The following is a 26063-nucleotide window of genomic DNA, read 5'->3' as shown; positions in this document are numbered from 1 at the left end:
AGTCGTCCGGGGTGCCGGTCGTGCGGGGCAGTCGTCCGGGTCGTGCCGGTGTAGAACGACAAGACCGCTGTCGTACGACAGCGGTCTTGTCGTTCTTGCCGTCCAGAGCGGAAGAGCGTGGATCGGCGGGGACTGGTGCGACAGGATCTTCGTCGTACGACAGCGCATCTGTCGTACGACGGCGCCGCACGACCCCCCTCGGGCCCCGCTCACCCCCGCCGCTGCAGGTGCGCCCGGGTCAGCTCGGCCATCTCCTCGTCGGACAGGGCGTCCACGGAGCGGGCCTCGCGGCGGTCCGTCCGCTGCCACCGCACGAACAGCATCACGAGCACCGGGACGTCGGCGACCTCGGCGATGAACCAGAGCAGGTCACCCGCCAGGTGCTGGTCGCGCAGCGGGGTCGGGAACCACGGCTGCCCCACGGCGTGCACGAGCGACCCGTCGAGCACGTGGTCCGACACGCGCAGCACGATGCCGGGGACCGCGTCGAGCAGCAGCTCCACGAAGGCGAGCAGGAACTCGACCGTCACGAACGTCGAACTGCGGAGGACCCCCGGCTCGGACAGCGGCCCGAGCACCGTGAAGCCGAGCACCGGCACGGACACGGTGACGAGCGCGGCCCACACGCTCGACTCACGCACGACCGCCGACAGCGGGGTGAGCAGCACCGCGAAGAGCACCAGCCCGACCACGGGGGCGACGATCGCGTTGCCGAGCACCCGGATCGGCCGTGAGTGCACCACGCGGTCGGCGACGGCGGACCAGTGCGCGGGTCCGCCCAGGCGCAGCAGGGACACGGGAGCGGCCAGGGCGGCGAAGGTCGGAACCGCGAAGAACAACAGGGCGAGCCGGAGCGTGAACGCCCACCGGAGCTCCTGGTCGTACCGCCCGACGATGCCGAACTGCAGCACGGCGAAGAGCAGCAGTGCGACCAGGAACGACGCGGTGCGCCAGGCGGACCACCGGGCCCCACGGCGTCGAGCGCCGACGAGCCACCAGCCGTAGGTCACCGCGGCGACCGCCAGCAGCACCGCGGCCAGGGGATCGACGTGCCAGGTGCTCCAGAACTCGGCGGGTTCGGGCGTGGGGTGCCTCCTGGTGTCGGGCCGGACGAGCCGGCTCCGTCATCCTCCGCCCGTCCGACCCCGCCGCAGCCGGGCCGATGCGCAGCGGCGGTGAGGATCGGCTCAGGTGCCCACTGGTCCCACGGCTGCCGAGGCTGTCCGCGCGGGCCGGGTCCGGCCGAGCAACCACACCCCGACCGGCACGGCGACCGCGCCGAGGACCGCGACGCCGAAGGACAGGTGCCACTGCATCACGACGAACGCCGGACCGATCGTGCACAGCGCTGCGACGGTCACCACGGGCCACCCCGCCCGGTCGGTCCCCGGCTGCAGTCGGGGGAGCGGGCGGTCCCACCGGCGCAGCGCCCTGGCCACACCGATCGCCGCGGCCAGCACGACGACGAGTGCGATCGGCCGCGTCGCCCACCACGGCACCGAGCCCGGGTCGGGGAACGGGACGGCGAGCAGCAGCGCGACGCCGTTCAGGGCGATGTACAGCGGCAGGTGCCAGAGGTAGATCGCCATGCCGTCACGACCGAGCACGAACACGGTCGCCTGCGCCGCCCGGGTCTGCATCAGTCGGGTGAGCGGTCGGTGCACGAGCTGCACGAGGCAGACCTGCGACACCGCGAGCACCGCCAGCGGCAGCATCGGCGGGTTGAGGTCCTGCAGCATGTCCGGCGCCCAGAGCCCGACGCTCGTCAGCGGGACGAGGAGGGCGTACCCGGCCAGCGCGACCGCCGCGAGCAGCAGCCTCGAGCGGCGGGCGAACCAGCCGTCTGCCCAGAGGAACCCGAGCTGCTGCGCGAAGAGCCACACCGGGCCGAGGTTGAGGAGTCCGACCTCGGCGGTGCCGGTCGCGAAGCGGAGCGTGTCGACGGCCGTCGCGAGGACCAGCAGGACACCGAGCGTGCGGAACGGCGCCCGCGCGTGCAGGCGTGCCATCACCGGCACGCAGCACTGCGTGATGCCGTACGCGGCGAGGAACCAGAGCGGCGAGCCGATACCGAACGCGACCTCGGCGAGCAGCTCCGCGGGGGTGCCGAGGGCCGTCGCGATCCCCAGGCCGAGTGCCAGCACCACGAACAGCGGCACCGCCGGGCGGAAGAGCCGCACGAGTCGCGTCGCCACGAAGTCCCGCGCACCGCCGCCCCGAGCGAGCGTGCTGCGCCACCCGACCGCACTCGCGAACCCGCCGACCGCGAAGAACAGCGGCATCACCTGGCCCGCCCACGTCGCGGGGACGTACCAGGCCGCCTCCTGCAGCGGGCTCGTGACACCGATGCCGTCGGCCGACACCGCCACCCCGACCATCGTGACGTGCACGACGACGACGAGGACGACGCACGCCGTCCTGATGAGGTCGACGACCAGGTCCCGCTGCGCGATGATCCCCCGGACGTCCTGAGCGCTGCTGGCCGGCACGGAGTCGATCCGCGACGAAGGCCCCTGCTTCGTGGACATGCCGTGACGCTAGCGCCCGACCGGCTGGATCAGCATCGTCCCAGCGGATCGCGACCGGATCGTGACACATCGCATGCCAGCAGCGGCATACATCGTCCTGAGAGTCGCGCGCGGAGTCGCCGTGGGGGAGGGGGGCACACCGCCGCTGCGGACGGGCACGGCCGGATGGCGCGCCGACACGCGCAGCACGCCGCCCCCTGGGCCCCGAGCCCACGACCGTGTACGGTGGAGCTTGTCTTGACCGATGCAAGAGAAAGAAGTTGATGGACGCCGACGCCGACCTGCTCCGGGCTGCCGGCCTGCGGGTGACGACGCCCCGGCTGGCCGTCCTGCGTGCCTCGGGATCGATGCCGCACGCGACCGCGGACGACATCCTCACCGCGGTCTCGGTCGAGCTGCCGACGACGAGCCACCAGGCCGTCTACGGGGTGCTGGGCGCCCTGACCGGCGCAGGACTCGTCCGGCGCATCGAGCCCGCGGGCAGTCCGGCGCGGTACGAGCGGCGCACCGGGGACAACCACCACCACATCGTCTGCACGATGTGCGGCGCGGTCGAGGACGTCGACTGCGCCGTCGGCCACGCCCCCTGCCTCACGCCGTCGGAAACGCACGGCTTCGCCGTCACGACGGCCGAGGTCACGTACTGGGGCATCTGCGAACGCTGCGCAGCGGCGGAACGCGACGACGCCCAGGTCGTCACGGCCTGACTCCGGCGGGACGTCCGGAGTCGGACGAGACCGCCCGGCGCGACACCGACGTGACGCGCCCCACGAGCAACCCGAACCATCCTGACCGAACCAACCGTTCCACCTGAGGAGGAACCGTGTCCGACCAGAACACGACCGGCCCCGCCGGCACCCCCACCACGACGACCAACTCCGGCGCCCCCGTCTCGAGCGACCAGCACTCCATGGGTGTCGGCGCCGACGGCCCCCTCGCCCTCCACGACCACTACCTGGTCGAGAAGCTCGCCCAGTTCAACCGCGAGCGCGTCCCGGAGCGCGTCGTCCACGCGAAGGGCGGCGGTGCGTTCGGTACCTTCACCGTCACGCACGACGTCTCGCAGTACACGCGTGCCGCGTTCCTGCAGCCGGGCAAGCAGACCGAGATGCTCGCCCGCTTCTCGAGCGTCGCCGGTGAGCAGGGCTCCCCGGACACCTGGCGCGACCCCCGCGGCTTCGCGCTGAAGTTCTACACCGAAGAGGGCAACTACGACCTCGTCGGCAACAACACCCCGGTGTTCTTCATCCGCGACGGCATCAAGTTCCCCGACTTCATCCGCTCGCAGAAGCGCCTGCCGGGCAGCCACCTCCGCAACCACGACATGCAGTGGGACTTCTGGACCCTCTCCCCGGAGTCGGCCCACCAGGTCACGTGGCTCATGGGTGACCGCGGCCTGCCGTCGTCGTGGCGCCACATGGACGGCTTCAGCTCGCACACCTACCAGTGGATCAACGCCGAGGGCGAGCGCTTCTGGGTGAAGTACCACTTCGAGACGCAGCAGGGCCACAAGACCCTGACGCAGGAGGACGCCGACCGCATCGCCGGTGAGGACGCCGACTTCCACATCCGCGACCTGTACGAGGCGATCGAGCGCCAGGACTTCCCGAAGTGGGTCCTCAAGGTGCAGGTCATGCCGTACGCGGACGCCGAGGGCTACCGCTTCAACCCGTTCGACCTGACGAAGGTGTGGCCGCACGCGGACTACCCGCTCATCGAGGTCGGCACGATGGAGCTGAACCGCAACCCGGAGAACTACTTCGCGCAGATCGAGCAGGCCGCGTTCGCGCCGTCGAACTTCGTCCCCGGCATCGCGGCGAGCCCCGACAAGATGCTCCTCGCGCGCATCTTCAGCTACGCGGACGCCCAGCGCTACCGCGTCGGCACGAACCACGCGCAGCTGCCGGTGAACGCCCCGAAGAACGAGGTCCACTCGTACTCGAAGGACGGCGCCATGCGCTTCGACTTCCAGAAGGCGGAGGTGCCGGTGTACGCGCCGAACACCCAGGGTGGAGCGCACGCCGACCCGACCGCGACGGACGACGTCCCGGGCTGGGAGTCCGACGGCGCGCTGCAGCGCTCCGCGGCGACCCTGCACGCGGAGGACGACGACTTCGGCCAGGCCGGCACGCTCTACCGTGAGGTCCTCGACGACGCCGCGCGTGAGCGCCTGGTCGGCAACATCGCCGGCCACGTCTCGAAGGTGACGCGCGACGACCTGCGCGAGCGCGTGTTCGCCTACTGGACCAGCGTCGACGGCGACCTGGGGGCGCGCGTGCGCGCCGCGGTCGCGCCGAGCGCGCCCGGTTCGAACGAGGACCCGGAGAAGGTCGCGGTCGAGGCGTAGTCGCCACCACCTGACGGACGGGAGGCCCGGTACCAGCTGGTACCGGGCCTCCCGTCCGTCGTGTTGTCGCTCCTGGACCTGCTGGCCGTTGAGCATGACCTCGCCCGGCTGGTGGCGGGGCCCGGTCCTCGTTCCTGGACCTGCTGTCCGTTGCGCATGACCTCGCCCGGCTGGTGGCGGGGCCCGGTCCTCGTTCCTAGACCTGCTGTCCGTTGAGCATGATCTCGCCCGTCGGCCAGTCCTCCAGCTGCGCCTCGACCGGCAGGACCATCCAGCCGCCCTGCTCGGTCTCGTTCACACCGACCCCGTCGGCCGTGAAGGCCGAGAACGTGCCGACGGCGCCGTCGACCTCGTGCCAGCCCATGTGCGCGTAGAAGGGGATGCGGTCCTCGCCGGCGCCGAGGAAGCCGTAGGGCACGCGGAGTCCCTCGAGGACGGCGCGGGTGCGGACGAGGAGTTCGCGGCCGACCCCGCTGCCCTGCAGCCTCGGCGAGACGGCGACGATGCCGGTGTCGCCGACCAGGACGTCCTGCCCACCGACCGTGACGAACATCCGACGGATCCCGACGTGCGCGAGCACCGTGCCGTCCTCGCCCCAGCCGACCACGCGGCGCTCGGGCTGCATGCCGGCGTAGTCGCGGCCGCCCACGTACCAGTGCGACCAGCTCGGGAACGCCTGCCCGAGCATCGCTGCGATCGCCTCGTGGTCGGGGAGCGACAGTGCGCTCTCCTCGACCACCTCCCACCGGATGTCTTCGCTCACGGGTCCATCCTGCCGGGTCCGCCTGCGCGTCGGTGCGGCCCGAGGCTCGGCCAGGCGGACATGTTCGCGTGTGCTCGACCACGAACGTGTCCGCGGAGCCGAGCCTCGGCGCAGACCGCCCGCGCGCGAGCCGCTCAGCCGCGACCGGGCGCGGTCACCTCGATGCGGTTCGCCCACGGGTCCTCGAAGGCCACGGTCCGACCGTCGTCCGCGGTCTGCACCCCGGTGTCGTGCATGCGGGACACGAGTGCGCCGAGGTCGTCCGCACCCGGCACCTCGATCCGCACGAGCCCGAGCCCGAGTGCCTGCTGCCGGCGCCCGGCCCCGCGGGAGTTCCACGTGTTCATCGCCATGTGGTGGTGGTACCCGCCCGCGCTGACGAACAGCGCCTGGTCGCCCATCGCCGCGGTCGTCGCGAAGCCGAGCCGGTCGACGTAGAACGCCTTCGCGGTGGCGACGTCGCCCACGGACAGGTGCACGTGGCCGACCCGGCCGGGGCGCGTGCTGGCCGCTTCGAGCGCCGAGGAGGTCAGGTGTTCCTGCACGAAGGCGTTCGGGTCGACGTAGATGGTCGCCATGTCGACCATCCCGTGCGTCCACGACCACTCGGTGCGGTCGCGGTCCCAGTACAGCTCGACGCCGTTGCCCTCGGGGTCCTGGAAGTAGAACGCGTTGCTGACCAGGTGGTCGGCGCTGCCCGTGAAGGTCTGCGGGTACTTCGTCGCGACGGAGTACAGCGCTGCCGCCAGGTCGGCCTGCGTGTCGAACAGGATCGCGGTGTGGAAGAGCCCGGCCTCGTGCGGAGCGGCGTGCCGCATCGCGGGGGCGTGCTCGAGGACGACGATCGGCGTCGACCCACGACCGAGCACGGCGGTCCCGCCCGCGTTCGTCAGCACCGTCAGGCCGACGCCGTCGCGGTAGTAGGCGACCATCGTGTCGAGGTCGGCCACGCGGAGCGTGACGGCGCCCATCCCGGTGTCGGCTGCGAGCAGGTCCTGCGTGTGCATGCCCCCAGTGTGCGCCGGAATGGTTGACGCGTCAACCAAACCGCGACCACGGGCTACTTCGCGCTGAACCCGCCGTCGGTCTTCAGCAGCTGGCCGTTCACCCACCCGCCGTCCGGCCCGAGCAGGAACCCGACGAGCGCCGCGGTGTCGGTCGGCATCGACGGGCGCCCGAGCGGCGTCTGCGCGACGGCGGCCCGGCGGATCTCGTCGGTCATCCACCCGGTGTCGTTCGGGCCCGGGTTCACCAGGTTCGCACTCACCCGCACGTCACCGAGCTCGAGGGCAGCCCCGACGATCAACCGGTCGAGTGCGCCCTTGCTCGTGCCGTACGGCAGGTTGAACCCGACGTGGTCGCTCGTCAGCGCGACGATGCGACGGCGGTCCTCCGGTACGGCTGCACCCTCGCGGAGCCGCCGCGCGTACGCCTGCACGACGAGGAACGGCGCGCGCACGTTCACCGCCAGGTGTCGGTCGAACGACTCCACCGTCGTGGTCGCGAAGTCCGAGTCGACCGACTCGCAGTGCGACATCACCACGGCGGTCACCGGCGCGCCGGCCTCTGCCTCGGCGCGGCCGACGAGCGCGGCCGCCTGCTCGGGGTCGGCCAGGTCGACCGGGAGGCGCGTCACCCGTGCCCCCGCACGCTCGGCCTCCGCGACCACCGCGTCCACCCCGTCGGGGTCGGCCGCACCGTGCACGCGCGCGTCGTACGGCCCCCACCACGAGAGGGCGAGGTCCCAACCGTCGGCGGCGAGCCGCGTCGCGATCGCGGCACCGATCCCGGCGCGGCGGCCGACGCCCGTCACCAGGGCGAGCGGTCTGCTGGTGAGCGGTCCGTGGGTCATGGGTCGTGCCTCCCGTCCGGGCGACGCGTCGGTGCGTCGCCCGACCAGGATGGCATCGCACACGGGATCCCGTCGGCGCGGCGCGGCGCGGCAGGGCCAGGATGGGAGCATGCCGCCCTCCCGCCGACCCGACCTGCCGACCTTCCCGGTCGACCGTCTGCGCGACCGCATGTCGTCGTACATCTACGGCAACATCACCGTGCTCGCGGTCGCGATCGCGGTGGGGCCGGAGCAGATCGAGCACGGGGCAGCGGTGCTCACGGTGCTCGCGACGGCGGTGCTGACATACCTGGCGCACGTGCTGTCCCACCTCGTGGCGCACACCATCGGCGACACCGGTGACGACGCCGAGCACCGGGAGACGATCGGGGCGATCCTGCGCGACGCGAACCCGATCGCGACCTCCGGCCTCATCCCCGCGGTGCTCTACGCCGTCGCGTGGGCGGACTGGCTGCCGGCGCAGTGGGCGCAGACCGCGGCGATCGTCATCCTCGTCGTCCGCATCGGGATGGTCGGGGTGTTCCTGCAGCGGTTCAGCGGACGGCGTCCGACGTTCCTCGGGCTCTGGGGTGGCATCGTGCTCGCCGCGGTGGCCTTCGTGATCGGCCTGGTGAAGGTGGTGGTGACGCATTGAGCGAGCAGACCGACGAGCCCCGTGCCGGACGACCGGTACGGTCCGGGTGGCGCTTCGTCCGCGACCTGGCGGTCATCGTGGTCGTCGCGCTGCTGGCGTCCTTCCTGGTGAAGGCCTACCTGGTGCGGGCGTTCTCGATCCCGTCCGGCTCGATGGAGCGCACGCTGCTGATCGGCGACAACGTGCTGGTGAACGAGCTCGTGCCGGGCGTCGCCCCGCTCCGCCGGGGAGACGTCGTGGTCTTCCGCGACCCGGGCGACTGGCTGACCAGCGAGCAGGGCGACGACCTCATCAAGCGGGTGATCGGGCTGCCGGGCGACCGGGTGTCGTGCTGCGACGCCGAGGGACGGCTGTCCGTGAACGGGCACGCGGTCGACGAGCCGTACGTGGTCCGGCCGTCCGACGTGGACCGTGTCTCGGCGGAGGACTTCGACGTCACCGTGCCCGCGGGGCGGATCTGGGTGATGGGCGACAACCGGTACGAGTCGGCCGACTCGCGCATCCACGGGACGGTGCCGATGGCCGACGTCGTGGGCCGGGCGTTCGTCGTGACCTGGCCGGTCACGCGGTGGAGCGTGCTCGGCCGGTACGGCGAGGAGTGGGACGCGGTGCCCGACCCGCGGTGAGGGACCCCGCGCAGCGCGCTGGCCGGTCAGCAGCCGGTCGTGCTGAGCGTGACCCGCGTGACGTCGTCGCCCGACACCGTCGTCCGGACGGAGCACAGGTCGCCGGCCCGCACCGTGACGTCGCCGAGCGGGACCCCGGCGAAGTCCGCGGTGCCTCCGGGGAACACCCGCTGGTGCTCGGACAGCTTGCCGGTCGCGGCGAAGACCTTCACCTCGTAGGGGCGATCCGCAGCGTTCGACGACACGGTCACCGAGATCTGCCCGGTCGAGTCGTGGGCGCCGCACCCCGTCAGTGAGAGCGCGGCGGCAGCGCCGAGGGCGAGCACGAGCGGAGCACGACGGATCACCGTGCCGAGGGTACGCGCGTCCGACGGAGGCGCGTGTCCGGCGGATCCGGTCGCGCGCTCCCGGGTCCACCGTTCTGGGGAGGGGCGCTCCCACGGCGGACCAGTAGCGTGGAGGGCATGCACCAGGGGACCTCACCGACCTCCGCCGGATCATCGCCCGACGCCGTCCGCCGCGCGGCCCTCGTCGCCGCGCTCGACGTCGTCGACGGCGGGCCCGAGGAACGCTTCGAGCGCATCACGCGGATCGCCCGCGAGGCGTTCGGTGTCTCGGGCTCCTTCCTCAACCTCGCCGGCACCGAGGTCCTCACCATCAAGTCGCAGCAGAGCGACGCCGTGTTCGGCCCGACCATCCCGCTCCGGGACACGTTCTGCGGCCGCACGCTCGACCAGGCCGGTCCGATCGTCGTACCGGATGCCCGCGCCGACGACCGGTACGCCGACATGCCGATGGTCGTCGAGGACCCCAACGTGCGCTTCTACGCCGGTGTGCCGCTCCGCGTCGGCGACGACCACGTCAAGGTCGGCACGCTCTGCCTGGTCGACCCGCAGCCCCGGACGCTGGAGCCCGACGACCTGGCGCTGCTCGAGGAGCTCGGCGTGTGGGCGGAGCGCGAGCTCGCGGCCGGCGCGGACGAGGACCGCCTCCGGAACGTCCTCGCCGGGCTGCAGCCCACGCCGGTCACGGTGCCGGGGTACCGCATCGGCGGCATGTCGGTCCCGCACGGGGTGGTCTCCGGCGACCTGCACGAGTGGCACCTCGCCGGTGACGCCCTGCACCTGACGGTCGCGGACGTGATGGGCAAGGGCATGTCCGCCGGGCTGCTGGCGGCGACGATCCGCGGAGCGCTCCTCGCGCGGCCGGACGAGGAGCCCGGGCGGGCGATCGCCGCCCTGGACGAGCAGGTCGCGCCGGACCTCGGCCGTGCCGAGTCGTTCGCCACCATGTTCCACGGCCGGCTCGATCCGACCAGCGGGCGGATGGACTTCGTCGACGCCGGGCACGGCCTCGTCCTGCAGATGCGTGCGGACGGCCGTGAACGGACGCTCCTGTCGAACGACCTGCCGATCGGCCTGCACCCGGCCGGGCTCACCCGGTCGTCGGGGTCGCTCGTGCTCGAGCAGGGTGACGTCCTCGTGCTCGTCAGCGACGGTGCGCTCGAACTCTGGGACTCGACGCTGCAGTCGCTGTCCCGGCTCGGGGCCCTGTGGCGCGAGGAGCCCGAGATCGACGCGTTCCTGGGTCGGGTCCGCGCCCGTGCGCTCGAGCACGACCCCGGTGACGACCTGACGGTCGTCGTGCTCGTCCGCGACTGAGCCACGGCGACCGGCGACCGGCGGTCGTCGGTCGTCATGTGGTCGGACGGGAGGCGCGCGGCGGCCCCGCCACGCGCCTCCCGGTCGGCACCCGGTCATGTCGCGCTCCGCTGCGGACGACACACCCTGCTGTGGCGGGGTGCGACGTCCGTGCGAGGGCGCGACGTCCGTGCCGGGGCGCGATCCGTGATCGGCGGACGCGTGGCGGGACGCACCCGGCCGGGCCGCGACGCCGGCCCGGCGGTCAGGCGCCGAGGCGCTCGATGAGCTCCGCGTAGCGGGCGGCCGTGCGGTCCACGATCTCCGCCGGCAGCACCGGCGGGGTGCCCTGGCGGTCCCAGTTCGCGCTGAGCCAGTCGCGCACGATCTGCTTGTCGAACGAGTCCGTGCGGCTGCCGGAGCGGGCGTCCCAGTAGCGGCTGGAGTCGCTGGTCAGGACCTCGTCCGCGATCCGGATCGTGCCGTCGGTGTCGCGGCCGAACTCGAACTTCGTGTCGGCGATCACGACGTCGTGCTCGAGGGCGATCGCCGCCGCCTCACCGTAGACGCGCAGCGACAGGTCGCGGAGGGCCTCGGCGTCCTCGCGCCCGACGAGCTCGACGGTCTGCTCGAAGGAGATGTTCTCGTCGTGCTCGCCCTGCGGCGCCTTGTAGGCCGGGGTGTAGATCGGCTCGGGCAGGCGGTCGCCCTCGGACAGCCCCGCGGGCAGGGGGACACCGCACACGCTCTGCGTCTCGCGGTACTCCGCCCAACCGCTGCCGACCAGGTACCCCCGGACGACGCACTCGACCGGGAACATGGCGAGCGGCAGCACGTGCATGGACCTGGCGGCCACGGACTCCGGCACCGGGGTCCCGCCGGCACCGGGGTCGACCAGGTGGTTCGGGACGTCCGCGATGCGGTCGAACCAGAAGCGCGACAGCCGCGTCAGGAGCTCGCCCTTGCCGGGGATCGGGGGTTCGAGTGCGAAGTCGTAGGCGCTGACCCGGTCCGAGGCGACGAGCAGCAGCTCCGACGCGCTCGCGACGTCGTCGATGCCCGCGGGCACGTAGAGCTCGCGGACCTTGCCCGACGAGACGTGCCGCCAGCCGGGCAGCTCGGACACGGCCGTCACCGTGCGACCTTCGCGGCGATGTCGGTGCGGTACTGCGCCCCCTGGAGCGCGATGTCGCCGAGTCCGGCGTATGCGCGCTCCCGGGCCTGTGCGAAGTCGGTGCCCGTCGCGACGACGCTCAGCACCCGGCCGCCGGTGGCGACGAGGTCGTCGTCGAGCACGGCGGTCGCGGCGTGCGCCACGGACACGCCCTCGCGCGCTTCGGCAGCGTCGATGCCGGTGATGACCCGACCGGTGTGCGGGTTCTCCGGGTAGCCCTCGCTCGCGAGCACCACCGTGACCGCGACGTCGGTGCTGAACGCCGGTTGCGGAGCCGACGCGAGCTGTCCGGTCGCGGCCGCCGTCAGCAGGGCGCTGAGCGGCGTGGTCAGGCGGGGGAGCACGACCTGGGTCTCCGGGTCGCCGAAGCGGGCGTTGAACTCGATGACGCGGACGCCCTGTTCGGTCACGATGAGCCCGCAGTAGAGCAGGCCGATGAACGGCGTCCCCTCGTGCTCGAGTCGACGGACGGTGGGGAGCGCCACGAGCTCGGTGACCTCGGCGACGAACGCCTGCTCGGACTCCCACCGCTCGGCGAGCCACGGGAGCGGGGAGTAGGCGCCCATGCCGCCGGTGTTCGGACCGGTGTCCCCGTCGCCCAGGCGCTTGTGGTCCTGTGCGGGGCTGAGTGCCCGGACGTCGTGCCCGTCGCTCAGGAAGAACAGCGAGACCTCTTCGCCGTCGAGGAACTCCTCGACCACCACGCGGCCGTGCTGCAGCCAGTACGTGGCGTGGTCGACGGCCGCCTGCCGGTCCTCGGTCACCAGGACGCCCTTGCCCGCGGCGAGCCCGTCGGCCTTGACCACGTACGGTGCCCCGAGCTCGTCGATCGCGGCCACTGCCTCGTCCACCGTGCCGGCGTACACGGGGCGTCCGGTCGGGACCCCGGCCTCGGCCATGATGCGCTTCGCGAACGCCTTCGACCCCTCGAGCTGGGCGGCCGCACGGCTCGGGCCGAACACCGGGATGCCCCGGGTCCGGAGCGGGTCGGCGACCCCGGCGATCAACGGCGCCTCGGGCCCGACGACCACGAGCTCCACACCGTTCTCGATCGCGTACTCGGCGATCAGCTCGCCGTTCGTGGGGTCGAGCGACACGGTCTCGACGTCGGCGGCGATGCCGGCGTTGCCGGGCGCCACCGTGATGACGTGTCCGGCCCGCTCTGCGAGGAGGGCCGTGATGATCGCGTGCTCGCGGGCACCGGAACCGAGGACGAGGATTCGCACGCGGCAAGCCTACCGAGCGCGACACGCCGTCCGCGATGCGACGGCTAGCCTGTGGACATGCCGCCGAAGAGGATCGAGGACGCCGCGGGACGCTCCGCGCTCGCCGCCGTGCGCGCGGGCTCGACCGTCCGGTCGGACGTCGCGACCGCGGTCCGGTGGACCCTGCAGCGCCTGGCCGACGACGTCCCCGGCAACAGCGTCGAGGTCCGCGTCCCGCCGTTCGCCGCGGTGCAGGCGGTCCCCGGTCCACGGCACACGCGGGGGACCCCGCCGAACGTGGTGGAGACCGACGCCACGACCTGGCTGGCCCTGGCGCTGGGCGAGCTGCGGTGGGACGAGGCCCTGGCGGCGTCGCGGGTCAGCGCGTCCGGCTCCCGGGCCGACCTGACGGCGTTCCTGCCGGTCCGTACCGCGGTCTGACGCCGGTCGCGCCGCTGCGGTCGCGCGGCCGGGCGAACCGGCAGCCGGGGCGCTCGGCCGGGTCGTACAGCCTGGCTCACCGACTTAGGTAGGTCCTACCGATGTGACCGACAGGACCACCCCCGTAACGTCGAAGTCGCCGGGATTCGGACCCGACCCGAACGGGTCCGAACCCGGCGACAGGGTTCAAGGTACGCGACATGCTGCCTTCGTTGTCAACCGGTACGGCGAGTCGTGCTGCAAACCGCAACGATCGCGGTCCCATCGGGGACCTTTCCTGACCCTGCGTCAGCTTCCGAGGCGGTTCAGGACGCCGCCGGACGACCATCAGGACGCCGACGCGTGGTCAGCGGGCGCCGAGCAGCTCCACCAGCTCCGACCGCGCGTGCACGTCCCACTTCGCGAAGATCCGCGACATGTGCGCGTCGATCGTCCGCACGCTCAGGCTCAGCGTCTCCGCGATCCGCCGGTTGCTCAGGCCCTGCGCCGCGAGTTCCGCGACCTCGTACTCCCGGTTCGTCAGCGGTGGGCGGACCCGACCGGCCGACACGGCCATCCCGTGCGCGGCGAGGACCCCCTGCGCCGCCACGACCCGCGTCCGGTCGCCGGCGAGCTCGGCGTCCGCGTACTCGACGACCGCGCGGGCGAGGGGACCGTCGACGCGCGCTGCGGCTTCGCGCATGCGGGCGAGCGACGCGGTGGTGTCCCGCCCGGACGTCATGTCGTGCGTGTAGTGCTGCGTCACCGCGTACATCACGTGCAGCCACGACCCGTCACGGGTGCTGCGCTCGATGATCTCGTCCGCGTGTCGGAGTCCGGCCGGGTTGCCGAGCACCGTCTCGGTCCAGGCGATCGACACCGCCACCTGCTCGCCGGTGATCCGCATCGCGCGGCCCGGTGTGGTGCGGGCGCGCTCGAGTGCCGCGGCCGCGCGCTCGGTGTCGCCGGCGTACGCGTACGCCATGGCCAGTCGTGCCCAGGGGTAGGCCGCGAACCCGCCGTGGTCGGCCACGTCGTAGCGCTCGCACGCCGCCGAGAACGCGGCGATCGCGTCGTCCCACCGTCGCTGACCGATCGCGTGGTTGCCCAGGCCGATGAGCTCGAGCGTGAAGTCGTACTTCAGGAACGGGCTCCCGCGTCGGACCGGGATCTCGGTGACCAGGTCGGCCATGTCCCCGCGCCAGACCTGCACCTGGTGCAGCACCGAGACGTTCTCGCCGACGCCCCACGGGGCAGCCTCGACGTGCTCGACGGCGGTGGCGATCGCCCGGCGCGCGAACGCGGCGGCCTCCTCGAGCCGGCCCTCGGTCGCGAGTGCCATGGTGACACACGGCGCGAGGCACAGGAGCGACACGGGCACGGTCGGCTGCTGGAGGATGCGCGACCGCTCGATCTCCGCCCGGACCTCGGCGAACCGACCGCCCCAACCCAGGTGGGCCAGTCGGAGCAGCCGGACGTGCTCGGCCGTCTCCGGACCGACGAGGGGTGCGAGGGCCTCGGAGAGCGCCACGGCGGCGTCGACGTCGTCGTCGTGGAACTGCCGGATGTTCGCCAGGGTCTCGCACGCCTCGACCACGACGGCGTCGTCGATCTCGCCGGCGCGCTTCCTGGCGAGGTCCCACGCGGCCTCCGCGTCGGCGCGACCGGCCTCACGACCCGTGCTGTACGAGTGCGCGACGGACCGCAGGCAGAGGGCGGTGACCCGCTCGGTGGCCGTGAGCGCGGTGCGCAGTGCGGCCGAGGCCAGGGCGACGGCGCTCTCGTGCTCCTGCAGCCGGACCGCGACCTGGGTGGCGTCGATGAGCTGGCCGACCGACGGCAGCACACCGCACTCGAGCGACCAGAGCGCGGCGCGGAGCCGGGCGGCGGGCGGCGCTCCCTCCGGCCGGGCGGTCCGGAAGGCGTTGGCGCGCGCGAACAGTGCCGTGCGCCGCGCGACCGGCACGAGGCCACGGACGACCTCGCCCACGAGCGGGTGGGACGACCGGACGATGCTCGTGCCGTCCTCGGCGGAGTCGACGGCGACCAGGCCCAGCGCGACGACCCGGTCGACATCGCCGCCGGACACCATCCCGAGCAGTCGGACGAGCGGGATCGGGTCGGCGAGCGCGACGATGTCGACGACGTCACGGAGGTCCTCGGGCAGCGCGCCGAGCTCGGTGCGGTACATGTCCGCCAGGCTGTTCGACGCGGTGACCCGGCCGCGCCAGTACCAGCCCGTCGCGGTCTGGTCGAGCGCCCCGGACGTCAGTGCCGCGCGGACGACCTCGCGCAGGTACAGCGGGTTGCCGGCGGTCGCCCGGTGCACGCGCTCGGTCGAGGCGGTCTCGAGCTGCGCGCCGAGTGCCTGTGCGACGACCTCGCCGGTCTCGTGCAGGTCGAGCGGGGCGAGGTCGATGCGCTCGAGCAGGTCGTCCTGCCACAGTGCGCGGAGCGGCTCCGACAGTGCGGTGAAGTCGCGGCACGTCAGCACGAGCCGCGCACCCTGGTCGCGGACGAGCCAGGCGACGTACCGAGCCGAGATGGCGTCGAGGTGGTCGGCGTCGTCGACGCGCAGCACGACGTCGCGGTCGGCCAGGTCGTCGGTCTCGCGCAGTCGGCGTGCGGCCGAGGCGTCGTCGACCAGGTCCGCCAGGGCCGCCGGCAGCTCACCGAAGCGGTCCGCCACGGCGCCGAACGGCATCGAGCGACCGGCTTCGACCGCGGTGATCGGCACGACGACCGTGCGACCGGTGGGGTCACGGCGGGCGACGCGGTCGGTGACGCGGGCGGCGGTGGAGGTCTTGCCGAGCCCCGGTGCGCCGACGATCGCGACGCTCCAGCGGTGCTCGGCGACGACGGAGACCGCGCGGTCCTCCTCGCGACGCTGCACGATCGGCCACGGGACGCGTCCGGGCGTGCGGGGGCGGCGACGCCCACGGACGGACTGTTCGTGCACCCCGTCACCTCCCGTTCCTGGTCGTCCGCCTGCTCCCCCCGGCTCACGGATCCCGTTCCCGGGCTCCGACATCGTCCTCGACCGGGTGGTCGGTGTCCGACGGACTGCGTTCCGTGGATACCGACCGGTAGGGACATCATGCCCTGGATCGGTCGACGCGCAACAGGCCGACGGACGTCCCACAGTGGGGGACAATGGTCGGGTGAGCGACACCGACCGACCCGAAGACCGCCCGGCAGCGCCGGCCGCGACGCCGGCTCCGAGCGCCGTCAGCTCGGCGGACGAGGTCACCATCCGCCGCGCACCCAAGTTCGGCGTGTTCATCGTCGGCGGCGCGGTGCTCGGCTTCCTCGCGACCCTGCTGGTCGTGACGCTCACCATGGACATCGACCGCGGCGACCAGCAGGACGCCGACTTCGGCACGCTGGTCGGCTACTTCTCGCTCTGGGGCGTCACGATCGGCGCCTTCGTCGGGGCCGTCGTGGCGATCGTGCTCGACCGCGTGTTCGCCCGCCGCGCCGCCCGCCTGACGGCGGAGCGCGTCGAGGTCGAGCCGGCCGAGGAGACCGTCGACGGCGAGGTCGAGGAGCACGGCGACGCGGGCGGACCCGCGGGACGCACCGACCGCTGACGGTCTGCACCGCACGACGGACGGGAGGCTCCCCACCCGCTGGTGGGGAGCCTCCCGTCCGTTCCGTGGTCGCCGTGGCGACGCGACTCAGCTGAGCTGGTTCGCCTCCACCCACGACAGGTACTCCGGGCTCACCGTGCCGGTGACGTACTCACCGGTGAAGCAGCTCATCTCGAGGTCGGTGACGTCCGAGCCCTCGATGATCGCGTCACGCATGTCCGCGACCTCCTGGTAGATGAGGTGGTCGCTGCCGAGCACGCGGTTGATCTCCGGGATCTTCCGGTCGTGCGCGATCAGCTCGGCGCGGGTCGGCATGTTGATGCCGTACACGTGCGGGTACCGGACCGGGGGAGCGGCGCTCGTGAACGTGACCTCGTTCGCACCGGCTGCTCGTGCCATCTCCACGATCTCGCGGCTCGTGGTGCCGCGGACGATCGAGTCGTCGACGATCAGGATGTTCTTGCCCTTGAACTCGGACGACATCGCGTTGAGCTTCTGGCGCACCGAACGCTTGCGCTCCGCCTGCCCGGGCATGATGAACGTGCGGCCGACGTAGCGGTTCTTGAAGAAGCCCTCGCGGTAGTCGATGCCGAGCTTCTGCGCGACCTGCATGGCCGCGGGTCGGGACGAGTCCGGGATCGGCATGACCACGTCGATGTCCCCGGTCGGGGCGTACTGCGCGATCGTGTCGGCCAGGCGGTTGCCGAGACGGAGGCGGGCGTCGTACACCGAGATGCCGTTCATGACGGAGTCGGGACGCGCGAGGTAGACGTACTCGAACGAGCACGGCACCAGACGCGGGTCCTTCGCGCACTGGCGGGCGTGCATCTGGCCGTTCATCTCGATGAACACGGCCTCGCCCGGAGCGATGTCGCGGACGACCTCGTAGCCGCCGGACTCGAGCACGAGGGACTCGCTCGCGACGACCCACTCCGGCTGCCCGGCCTCGTCGAACTTGTGGCCGAGGATCAGCGGTCGGATGCCGTACGGGTCGCGGAACGCCAGCAGGCCGTGTCCGGCGATCGTGGCGATCGTGGCGTAGGAGCCCTCGACGCGCTCGTGCACGCGCTCGACCGCGTCGAACACCTGACCGGCGTCGAGCTCGCTGCCGCGGACCTGGCCCTGGAGCTCGTGCGCCAGGACGTTGACCAACAGCTCGGTGTCGCTCGTCGTGTTGAGGTGACGGCGGTCGATGTCGAACAGCTCGCGGGTGAGCTCGCGGGTGTTCGTCAGGTTGCCGTTGTGCACGAGCACGATGCCGTAGGGCGCGTTCACGTAGAACGGCTGGGCCTCTTCCTCGTTGCTCGCGACGCCCTTCGTGGCGTACCGGACGTGTCCGAGCCCCATCGTGCCGAGCAGGGCACGCATGTCGCGGGTGCGGAATGCTTCACGGACGTGCCCACGCGTCTTGTGCATGTGGTGGACGCGACCCTCGACCGTGGCGATGCCGGTCGAGTCCTGGCCCCGGTGCTGCAGGAGCAGCAGGGCGTCGTAGATGGATTGGTTGACGGGCCCCTGCGCAACGAGGCCGACGATGCCGCACATTCGCGGAGTGCTCCAGACCGTAGGATCGGGTGGTACCGAACAAGTCTGCCATGCTCCGCGGAGGACCACGCATGCCGAACCCGTACGCTGCCGCCGGTGTCGACACCGCCGCCGGTGACCTGGCCGTCGAACTCATGAAGTCCGCCGTCTCGGCGACCCACAACCCATCGGTGCTCGGTGGTGTCGGCGGGTTCGCCGGGCTCTACGACGTCTCGTTCCTCAAGGACTACGAGCGTCCGCTGCTCGCGACCTCGACCGACGGCGTCGGCACCAAGGTCGCCATCGCGCAGGCGATCGACAAGCACGACACGATCGGCCAGGACCTCGTCGGCATGGTCGTCGACGACATCGTCGTGGTCGGCGCGAAGCCGCTCTTCATGACGGACTACATCGCCTGCGGCCGGGTCGTGCCGAACCGCATCGCCGACATCGTCGCCGGCATCGCCCGCGGCTGCTCGGCGACCGGGACCGCCCTGGTCGGCGGCGAGACGGCGGAGCACCCGGGGCTGCTCGGGCCGGACGACTACGACGTGGCGGGTGCCGCGACCGGTGTCGTCGAGGCCGGGCGTCAGCTCGGCGCGCACCTCGTCGAGGACGGCGACGTCGTGGTGGCGATCGAGTCCTCCGGGCTGCACTCGAACGGGTACTCGCTCGTCCGGCACATCCTGTCCGGCAAGGGCATCGGCTACACCGACCAGCTGCCGGAGTTCGGCGCGGGGGTCTCGGTGGGCGAGGCCCTGCTCGAGCCCACCCGGCTGTACACCGCGCCGCTGCTCGACCTGCTCGACGCCCGACCCGGTGTCGTCCACTCGCTGTCCCACGTCACCGGTGGTGGCATCGCCGCGAACCTGGCGCGGGTGCTGCCCGTCGGCACCTGGGTCGAGGTCGAGCGCTCGACGTGGACGCCCCCGACGGTGTTCCGGGTGCTCGCGGACATGGCGGGGACACCGGTGGAGGACACCGAGGGCACCTGGAACCTCGGCATCGGGATGTTCGCGGTCGTCGCGGCGTCCTCGGCGTCGGCGGTGCTCGACGACCTGCGGGCCGCGGGGCTGCCCGCGTGGACGGTCGGCACGGTGTCGACCTCGGCGCGGGACCTGGACGGGTTCGAGCAGGGCGCCAAGGGCGTCGACGGGGGAGCGGTCCGACTCGTCGGTTCCTACGCGGGCTGAGGCGCACCGCCCCGACCTCGGCGGCCGCGCGGCGCCACGGTCTGCGCCGAGCTGCGCGGCGTCGTGCGGTCGCGCGGCGTCACCGTCTGCGCCGAGCTGACGGCGTCGGCGATGTGCCACCGGTGCCGGCGCGGCCGTCCTGGTCGCACGACCTGCCGCGTGCGGTCGTTCCGGTCGCGCGAACTGCCGCTCATGTCGAAGGCGAGCGGCAAGTCCTGCGACCGAAGCTCGCCGCCGCGTGCGGTGGTGCGGCGAGGTCGACCCGCTCGGGCCGTCGTCGGCGATGTTCCACCGGTGCCGGCGCGGCCGTCCTGGTCGCACGACCTGCCGCGTGCGGTCGTTCCGGTCGCGCGAACTGCCGCTCATGTCGAAGGTGAGCGGCAAGTCGTGCGACCAGGGCTCGAGCCCAGCGAGCTGGACGTGCCCGAAGACCGCCGGAGCCCGCGCACACGACGACGCCGCGCGACCCCGGAGGGTGCGCGGCGTCGACGGTCCGGGTCAGGCGGACTTGTCCTGGTCCTGCTGGGGCTCGAACTCGTCCTCGTCGTCGCCCGGTTCCTCACCGTACTGGTCAGCCCAGCGGTCGACGTAGGAGTTCTCGTCCGAGTGTTGCCCGGCGGAGAGCTCTCGCTCGAGCGCACCGTAGTTCGTGTCCGGACTGAAGTACTTCAGCTCCCGGGCGACCTTGGTGTGCTTTGCCTTCTGACGGCCGCGCCCCATGCGTGACCCCCTCGTGATCGGCTCTGGTCCGGTCCTGGCGGGTGCATGGTTGCCACCCGGGGAACCGAACGGTTCGTGGTTTGAAATCTGCCGATCACTCTACCATGTACCCCGTTCCCCACCTGCCCATCGGCGTCCCCCGTCGGCCGGTCGGAGAGGTGACCAGGGCTCACGCCGCGAGCGGCTCCGGCACGCCCCGCTTCCGCCGTGCCGAGCGCAGGACGAGGGCGTCGAGCGAGAACTGCCCGGGCCCGGTCAGGGCGATCGCGAGCGAGGCGACGGCGAGCACGAGCACGTACTCGAAGCCGCCGTCCTGGGCGAAGAACCCCGCGGTCGCGTGGGCGAGCAGGCCCGCGACGACCATGTCGACCGCGAGCAGCAGTCCGACGACCCGAGTCGCGACGCCGACCACGAGCAGGATCCCGCCGACGAGCTCGAGGCCGGCGACGAGGGGTGCCGCGACCTCGGCGAGCGGGACGCCCATGCCCGAGAAGCCCTGCGCGACGCCGGGGATCCCCTGCGCGAACTTCTGGGCGCCGTGCGCGGTGAACACCACGCCGAGGACGATGCGGAGCGCGGTCAGGCCGATGGAGGTCGATGTCGTTCGCATGGCGACGACGCTATGCGGTGACGTGTCATCGACCCGAGGCCCTCGGGGGATTGTCCGCACTCGGCCAGGGGTCACCCAGACGTCGGTCCGCCGAATCGGGGACCGACGCTCAGGAACGACCGACGCCGGTCCACCACAGCGGGGACCGGCGTCGGGCGACAGGGTGTCGCGTCAGGAGTCCGCGCCGCGCCCGGTCTGCTGCTGCAGGCGGTCGATGTGCTCGGACGCCTCGGCCTTGCTGAGGTCCGCGGGGAGCTCCTCGCCGGCCTCGCGGGCGAGGGTGTCGAGGTAGCTGCGCTGTGGTCCGGTCATGGGCTCGTCGCCGGTCACCCACTGCTCCGGGTCCTTGCTCGCGGTCGTCGAGGGGTCGGGACGCTCGCCGCCCAGGGTCTCGCCCTGGTGCGACTCGTCGGGGGTCTGGTCTGCTGCGTCGGTCATGGCGCTGAACCTACGCGCGACGCCGGACACGACACGCAGCGAGGGCGTCCCCCAGGGGACGTGCGCCGGCACGCGGACCGGGCTCCCGACCAGGCGGACGGCGGCGCTCAGACCGGCGTCGCCGTGTAGCGCACCAGGTCCGGTCCGACGCCGCTCGTCGCGATCGGCACCTCGTCGCCGCCCTGCTCGATCCAGATCGTCGCCGCCCGCTCGTCGATCCGGACGACCTCGTGCAACGACCCGTCGATGAGCACCGCCGCCCGCACGGACACCTGCCCGGTGGACGCCCGGGGCGGCAGCCCGACCACGTCGGCGTCGTACGCGGCGTACCGACCGGGGGAGAGGAACGGCGAGACCGGGGTGGTCACGACCTCGAGACCACCCTCGACGGCGCGCACGGCGACCAGGCGCACCGCCTGGTCGGTGGGCAGGGGGACGTCGACCACCGGGGCGTCGACCGGACCGGCCAGTGCACGGAAGGCGGGCCGACCGTCGGGGGCGAGCAGTCCCTCCAGGCCGTCGATCCGCACGCGACCGCGGCCACGCGAGTCGGCGTAGAGCCCCGGCTCGAGCCCGGAGCGGCGTGCCTCGAGCCGCGTGACCACGACGCGGTCCGGTCGGTACCAGTCGCGGAGCGTGGCCGGGTCGACCCAGCCGATGCTGGCGACCCCGCGGGCGAGGTCGGCGCGGTCGTCGGCGGGGCGTTCGTCGAGGGCTCCGAGCGGGTGCTCACCGCGCACGGCGACGAGTCCGGCGTACGGCCCGGCCACCGGTGGTTCGTGGTCGAGCACCTCGACGCGCTTCGACACCTTGCCGCCGTGGCCGTCGAAGGTCGCGAAGGTGCGCAGGTCGGAGATCGTCATGTCGCCGACGATGCTACGACCGGCCGCCGTCACGGCGTGCAGGTGTGGCGACGAGGAGGTGCACCTCGCCCGTGCACTGGGTCGGGTCGACGCCCTCCGCGGGACCGGCGGGACGCGACGCCCGCCGCGGCTGCAGGCCGTCGCGCTGCACCGGCGACCCCACCGGCTGCAGGCTGTTCCGCTGGACGGACCGGAGCAGACGGTCCTCCTGCGCGTCGTGGTGGGACACGCCCTGCGGCGAGCGGCGGAGTGCCGGCCGGACCGGCTCACCGCGGCGTTCCTGCCCCGGCAGCGGACGGGAGCGTCGCCCGTAGAGCAGTTCCGACGAGTCGAGCAGCCACGGCACCAGGGCCACGGTCACCCCGTGCACCAGCAGGAGCTTCTTGCGGATCCGGCGCCCGCGGTGGTTGTGCAGCAGGGTCTCCCACCAGTGCCCGACGACGAAGACCGGCGTGTAGACGGTGACGACCTCGGACCCGTGCTCGGCCCGGTGCGCCTTGATGTACCGGATGAGCGGCATCGAGATGTCGCGGTAGGGACTCGGCACGACGGTGAGCGGGACCTCGATCCCGTGCTCGACCCACTGCTCCTGCAGCCGGCGGGCCTCGGCGTCGTCGATCGCGACGTGCACCGCCTCGAGTCCGGCGTGCTGTGCCGCGATGGCGTAGTCGATCGCCTTGAGCACCGGCTTCTGGAGTGTGTTGACGAGGACGATCGCGTGGTCGCCGGTCGCGCCGAACTGCGTGTCGACGTCCGCCTCGACCTCGTGCGAGACGTCGCGGTAGTACCGGTTCACGCCGAGCATGAGGACGAACAGCACGGGCATGATCACGAACACGAGCCAGGCGCCGTGCGTGAACTTCGTGATGGTGACGACGACGAGCACGACGAAGGTGGAGGTCGCGCCGATCGCGTTGATCGTCAGCGAGCGCCACACCTGTCCGCGGTCGACGGGCTCGTCCGCGCTGCCGTCGCGGTCCGAGCGCAGCAGGCGCAGCCAGTGCCGGACCATGCCGGTCTGGCCGAGCGTGAACGACACGAAGACGCCGATGATGTACAGCTGGATGAGGCTCGTGACGTTCGCGCGGTAGACCACGAGCAGCGCGACCGCGACGAGCGCGAGCACGATGACGCCGTTCGAGTAGATGAGGCGGTCGCCGCGGGTCGACAGGGCCTTCGGCGCGTAGGAGTCCCGCGCCAGGATCGAGCCGAGCAGCGGGAAGCCGTTGAAGGCCGTGTTCGCGGCGAGGAGCAGGACCGCGGCCGTCGTCGCCTGGACGACGAAGAACAGCACGCTGCCGCCCCCGAAGGTCGCGGCGGCGATCTGCGCGATGAGCGAGCGCTGCGGTGTGGTCGCGCACGCGGTGAAGCCCTGCAGGTCGCACGCGCGCTCGGCGTAGTGCACGTGCGAGACGAGCGCGAGCGTGATGAGCCCGACGAACAGCACGATCGCGATCGAGCCCATGAGCACCAGTGTCGTCTGGGCGTTGCGGATCTTCGGGCGACGGAAGGCCTGCACGCCGTTCGCGATCGCCTCGACACCGGTCAGGGCCGAGCAGCCGGACGCGAACGCGCGCAGGAGCAGCAGCACGAAGGCCGCCTGCGTCGTGTGCTCGACGTTGTCGATCGTGTACGCGGCGGACTCGGCGACGGGGGCGTTGCCGAGGGCGGTGCGGACCAGGCCGGTGACGACCATGACGAACACCGAGCCGACGAACAGGTAGGTCGGCACCGCGAACGCCTTGCTCGACTCGCGGACGCCGCGCAGGTTCACCCCGGCGAGCAGCACGACGAAGGCGACCGCGAGCTCGACGCGGAACGGGTCGAGTCCCGGCAGCGCCGAGATGATGTTGTCCACGCCCGAGGCCACCGACACGGCGACCGTCATGACGTAGTCGACGAGCAGCGCGCTCGCCACGACGAGGCCGGCCTTCTCGCCGAGGTTCCGGTGGGCGACCTCGTAGTCGCCACCGCCGGACGGGTAGGCCTTGACGAGCTGCCGGTAGGACGCGACCACCACGACGAGCAGCAGCACCACCACGGCCGCGACCCACGGGGCGAAGGTCAGGAACGCCATCCCGCCGAGCAGCAGGATCATGAGGAGCTCCTGCGGGGCGTACGCCACGCTCGACAGCGGGTCGCTCGCGAAGATCGGCAGCGCCAGGTGCTTCGGGAGGAGCTGTCCCTCGAGCTTCTCGGAGGGCAGGGGATCGCCGATCAGTCGCGCCTTGAGCGACCGGATCTCGTTCGTCACGAGCGGCAAACCTACTCAGTTGCGCGCCCGAGTCAACACTGTGGGAACGGACAGGCGGCGACGGCCGTGCGCCGGACGCACGCCGACGGGCAGCGGACGGGAGGCGCGGCTCGCCACCACCCGTCCGCCGGCGGCCGTCAGACGGAGCGGCGCAGGGCCTCCAGGCCGTCCCGCAGGCGCGTCACCGTGTCCTCGGTGAGCGTCCCGCGCGTCGCGCGGCGACGCAGGTCCGCCCGGACCTGCTGCCGGAACGCGGCGATCGCCATCTCGACCTCGCGGAGGGCGCGGGCGCCCTCCGTCGGGACGTCGACGGGCTCGTCGGCGGTCTGACCGCGCGGGGCCTGGGCGCTCGCGGCGAGGTCCGCTCGGAGCGAGCGCATGGCCTCGCCGACCGAGGCGCGGACGCCGTCGGCCAGTGACCGCACCGAGTCGGCGACGCCGGACTCGACCGCGGCGAGCTCCTCGGCGCGGGCGTCGAGCTCGGCACGCCCGGCGTCGGTGATCGCGTACACGGTCTTGCGGCCGTCGACGGTCTTGGTGACGAGCCCCTCGGACTCGAGCTTGGCGAGCCGCGGGTACACGGTGCCGGCGCTCGGGACGTACGCGCCGCCGAAGCGCTCGCCGAGGGCCTGGATGAGCTCGTAGCCGTGCATGGGGCGGTCGGCGAGCATGGCGAGCAGTGACAGGCGCAGGTGACCGTGCGCGAAGACGGGGCTCATTCGGACGCCTCCGCGCCGGTCGGGGCGTCCGTCGGGGCGGCCGGGGCGGGCGGGGCGTGCAGGACCGCGACGTCGCCCGAGACCGAGTTGACCTTGAGGTCGAGCCACTGCCCGCTCAGCTCGCCGCCCTGCTTGACGTACGAGCCGCGGACGCCGCGGATCTCGGAGTCGTCGAACTGCAGCTTGCCGGACGCGGTGCTGACGGTGCAGCGGTACGGGACGCCGTCCTCGAGCCGGACGCTCACCGAACCGGACACGGTGTTGATGCGTGCGGCGTCCGGGGTGCCCTGCAGGTCGAGCACCACGTCGGCGTTCACCCCGTCGGCCGTGAGGCGCGGGATCGCGCCCGTCGCCACGACGTCGCCCGACACGGTGCGGACCGTCAGTGCGCCGTCGAGGTCGCGGACCGTGGTCGCCCCGGAGACGGCGTGCACGGCGAGGTCGCCCGCGAGCCCGTCGACGACGACGTCGCCCGAGACGGTGTTCACCGAGGCGCCGCGGTTCGTGCCGGAGAGCAGCGCCCCCGCGGAGACGACGCCGACCGTGACCCGTGCGTCGCGGGGGACCAGCACGCTGACGTCGGCGGTGGCGCGACCGCGGAACGACCTGAGGAAGCCGAGCGGGTCGTCCCACCGGACCTGCGGGTGGTCGATGGTGAGCGTGTCGCCGTCCAGCTCGATCTTGAGCGGCTTGCCGGACACGCCGTGCACCTCCACCCGGGCGGTCGGTTCGTCGTGGGCCACGACGTCGACCTGCCCACCGGCGAGCCCGACGCGCAGGGCGCGGACGATGCCGGTGTCGATCACCTTGGGCTCCTCGACGAGCCACTTCTCCTGGGCCATGTTGCCTCCTCGAACTCGCGATGTATCGCGTGTGTGGAGTCACGGTACATCGCGAGTGACCCGTTGTCACCAGGCCAGGATGCAGGACGGCCCCGCTCCCGGTGGGGAGCGGGGCCGTCCT

General features: G+C 72.5%; 25 protein-coding genes. 8 read left to right on the top strand and 17 right to left on the bottom strand.

The features are described 5' to 3' along the window. Positions 1 to 209 precede the first annotated feature (209 nt). The gene (locus ACIP6W_RS02940) at positions 210 to 1031 is read right to left on the bottom strand and encodes a cytochrome c oxidase assembly protein (protein ID WP_311206258.1); all 822 of its coding nucleotides are present in this window, start codon (positions 1029 to 1031) and stop codon (positions 210 to 212) included. A gap of 156 nt (positions 1032 to 1187) precedes the next feature. Next, positions 1188 to 2528, bottom strand: coding sequence for an acyltransferase (locus tag ACIP6W_RS02935; RefSeq protein ID WP_311206257.1), 1341 nt, complete (start codon positions 2526 to 2528; stop codon positions 1188 to 1190). A gap of 263 nt (positions 2529 to 2791) precedes the next feature. Here ACIP6W_RS02935 and ACIP6W_RS02930 point away from each other — a divergent pair, with 263 nt between their 5' ends. After that, positions 2792 to 3235, top strand: a complete 444-nt coding sequence (locus ACIP6W_RS02930) for a Fur family transcriptional regulator (RefSeq protein WP_066652134.1) — start codon at positions 2792 to 2794, stop codon at positions 3233 to 3235. A 116-nt stretch (positions 3236 to 3351) separates the two neighbouring features. Continuing rightward, complete coding sequence (locus ACIP6W_RS02925) at positions 3352 to 4875, top strand: catalase (protein WP_066652137.1); 1524 nt, start codon at positions 3352 to 3354, stop codon at positions 4873 to 4875. A gap of 196 nt (positions 4876 to 5071) precedes the next feature. Here ACIP6W_RS02925 and ACIP6W_RS02920 read toward each other — a convergent pair whose 3' ends face one another. The 3 genes from ACIP6W_RS02920 to ACIP6W_RS02910 all read right to left on the bottom strand — a co-directional run bounded on the left by ACIP6W_RS02920 (position 5072) and on the right by ACIP6W_RS02910 (position 7490). Next, positions 5072 to 5638 (bottom strand): GNAT family N-acetyltransferase, encoded by a 567-nt coding sequence (locus ACIP6W_RS02920; protein WP_209684035.1) that lies wholly within the window; start codon positions 5636 to 5638, stop codon positions 5072 to 5074. A gap of 134 nt (positions 5639 to 5772) precedes the next feature. Next, positions 5773 to 6645 carry a VOC family protein gene (locus tag ACIP6W_RS02915; protein WP_400428185.1) on the bottom strand — a complete coding sequence of 291 codons (873 nt, stop codon included), beginning with the start codon at positions 6643 to 6645 and terminating at the stop codon, positions 5773 to 5775. 53 nt (positions 6646 to 6698) lie between these two features. Continuing rightward, on the bottom strand, positions 6699 to 7490 hold the full coding sequence (locus tag ACIP6W_RS02910) for an SDR family oxidoreductase (protein WP_400339829.1): 792 nt from the start codon (positions 7488 to 7490) through the stop codon (positions 6699 to 6701). Between the two features lie 109 nt (positions 7491 to 7599). On the opposite strand from ACIP6W_RS02910, the gene ACIP6W_RS02905 reads away from it, so the two are divergent. Further along, positions 7600 to 8124 carry a hypothetical protein gene (locus ACIP6W_RS02905; protein WP_400428183.1) on the top strand — a complete coding sequence of 175 codons (525 nt, stop codon included), beginning with the start codon at positions 7600 to 7602 and terminating at the stop codon, positions 8122 to 8124. Further along, positions 8121 to 8750 carry a signal peptidase I gene (gene lepB / locus ACIP6W_RS02900; RefSeq protein WP_400428181.1) on the top strand — a complete coding sequence of 210 codons (630 nt, stop codon included), beginning with the start codon at positions 8121 to 8123 and terminating at the stop codon, positions 8748 to 8750. The genes ACIP6W_RS02905 and lepB overlap by 4 nt, the downstream gene beginning before the upstream one ends. 26 nt (positions 8751 to 8776) lie before the next feature. On the opposite strand, the gene ACIP6W_RS02895 is transcribed toward lepB, so the two are convergent. Further along, positions 8777 to 9097 carry a hypothetical protein gene (locus ACIP6W_RS02895; protein ID WP_144411227.1) on the bottom strand — a complete coding sequence of 107 codons (321 nt, stop codon included), beginning with the start codon at positions 9095 to 9097 and terminating at the stop codon, positions 8777 to 8779. A gap of 117 nt (positions 9098 to 9214) precedes the next feature. Between ACIP6W_RS02895 and ACIP6W_RS02890 the strand changes: the two genes are divergently transcribed. Further along, positions 9215 to 10411: a PP2C family protein-serine/threonine phosphatase gene (locus tag ACIP6W_RS02890; RefSeq protein ID WP_144411228.1), complete on the top strand. Its 1197-nt coding sequence runs from the start codon at positions 9215 to 9217 to the stop codon at positions 10409 to 10411. 244 nt (positions 10412 to 10655) lie between these two features. Here the strand turns inward: ACIP6W_RS02890 and ACIP6W_RS02885 are convergent, their stop codons facing one another. Next, entirely contained in the window at positions 10656 to 11516 is an 861-nt protein-coding gene (locus tag ACIP6W_RS02885) for a phosphoribosylaminoimidazolesuccinocarboxamide synthase (protein ID WP_400428177.1), read from the bottom strand. 5 nt (positions 11517 to 11521) lie between these two features. After that, positions 11522 to 12790 (bottom strand): phosphoribosylamine--glycine ligase, encoded by a 1269-nt coding sequence (gene purD / locus ACIP6W_RS02880; RefSeq protein ID WP_251155374.1) that lies wholly within the window; start codon positions 12788 to 12790, stop codon positions 11522 to 11524. A gap of 57 nt (positions 12791 to 12847) precedes the next feature. Here purD and ACIP6W_RS02875 point away from each other — a divergent pair, with 57 nt between their 5' ends. After that, positions 12848 to 13210 carry a sterol carrier family protein gene (locus tag ACIP6W_RS02875; RefSeq protein WP_066657743.1) on the top strand — a complete coding sequence of 121 codons (363 nt, stop codon included), beginning with the start codon at positions 12848 to 12850 and terminating at the stop codon, positions 13208 to 13210. A 346-nt stretch (positions 13211 to 13556) separates the two neighbouring features. Here the strand turns inward: ACIP6W_RS02875 and ACIP6W_RS02870 are convergent, their stop codons facing one another. Continuing rightward, the gene (locus ACIP6W_RS02870) at positions 13557 to 16148 is read right to left on the bottom strand and encodes a LuxR C-terminal-related transcriptional regulator (RefSeq protein WP_400428174.1); all 2592 of its coding nucleotides are present in this window, start codon (positions 16146 to 16148) and stop codon (positions 13557 to 13559) included. A 202-nt stretch (positions 16149 to 16350) separates the two neighbouring features. Between ACIP6W_RS02870 and ACIP6W_RS02865 the strand changes: the two genes are divergently transcribed. Next, positions 16351 to 16779 carry a hypothetical protein gene (locus ACIP6W_RS02865; protein ID WP_209684023.1) on the top strand — a complete coding sequence of 143 codons (429 nt, stop codon included), beginning with the start codon at positions 16351 to 16353 and terminating at the stop codon, positions 16777 to 16779. Between the two features lie 87 nt (positions 16780 to 16866). On the opposite strand, the gene purF is transcribed toward ACIP6W_RS02865, so the two are convergent. Further along, a complete protein-coding gene (purF, locus tag ACIP6W_RS02860; RefSeq protein WP_066652154.1) occupies positions 16867 to 18324 on the bottom strand; it encodes an amidophosphoribosyltransferase in 1458 nt (485 codons plus the stop codon). Positions 18325 to 18395: 71 nt separating this feature from the next. Here purF and purM point away from each other — a divergent pair, with 71 nt between their 5' ends. Further along, a complete protein-coding gene (gene purM, locus ACIP6W_RS02855) occupies positions 18396 to 19496 on the top strand; it encodes a phosphoribosylformylglycinamidine cyclo-ligase (protein WP_311206252.1) in 1101 nt (366 codons plus the stop codon). Positions 19497 to 19994: 498 nt separating this feature from the next. Here the strand turns inward: purM and ACIP6W_RS02850 are convergent, their stop codons facing one another. The 7 genes from ACIP6W_RS02850 to ACIP6W_RS02820 form a co-directional block, all read right to left on the bottom strand. Continuing rightward, complete coding sequence (locus ACIP6W_RS02850) at positions 19995 to 20216, bottom strand: DUF3073 domain-containing protein (protein WP_066652157.1); 222 nt, start codon at positions 20214 to 20216, stop codon at positions 19995 to 19997. A 169-nt stretch (positions 20217 to 20385) separates the two neighbouring features. Further along, complete coding sequence (locus ACIP6W_RS02845; protein WP_251160994.1) at positions 20386 to 20826, bottom strand: DoxX family protein; 441 nt, start codon at positions 20824 to 20826, stop codon at positions 20386 to 20388. A 171-nt stretch (positions 20827 to 20997) separates the two neighbouring features. Next, a complete protein-coding gene (locus tag ACIP6W_RS02840; protein ID WP_066652161.1) occupies positions 20998 to 21264 on the bottom strand; it encodes a DUF3072 domain-containing protein in 267 nt (88 codons plus the stop codon). A 107-nt stretch (positions 21265 to 21371) separates the two neighbouring features. Further along, complete coding sequence (locus tag ACIP6W_RS02835) at positions 21372 to 22127, bottom strand: hypothetical protein (protein WP_311206251.1); 756 nt, start codon at positions 22125 to 22127, stop codon at positions 21372 to 21374. Between the two features lie 13 nt (positions 22128 to 22140). Further along, positions 22141 to 24390: an APC family permease gene (locus ACIP6W_RS02830; RefSeq protein ID WP_271826255.1), complete on the bottom strand. Its 2250-nt coding sequence runs from the start codon at positions 24388 to 24390 to the stop codon at positions 22141 to 22143. Between the two features lie 128 nt (positions 24391 to 24518). Next, positions 24519 to 25100 (bottom strand): PadR family transcriptional regulator, encoded by a 582-nt coding sequence (locus ACIP6W_RS02825; protein WP_066652167.1) that lies wholly within the window; start codon positions 25098 to 25100, stop codon positions 24519 to 24521. Then, complete coding sequence (locus ACIP6W_RS02820) at positions 25097 to 25942, bottom strand: DUF4097 family beta strand repeat-containing protein (protein ID WP_066652169.1); 846 nt, start codon at positions 25940 to 25942, stop codon at positions 25097 to 25099. Before ACIP6W_RS02820 ends, ACIP6W_RS02825 begins: the two co-directional genes overlap by 4 nt. Positions 25943 to 26063 lie beyond the last annotated feature (121 nt).

This window comes from Curtobacterium sp. NPDC088465 (genome assembly GCF_044753165.1).
GTDB lineage: Bacteria > Actinomycetota > Actinomycetes > Actinomycetales > Microbacteriaceae > Curtobacterium.
Note: the sequence above shows the minus strand (reverse complement) of the source record. Positions and strands in the feature narration are given on the sequence as shown.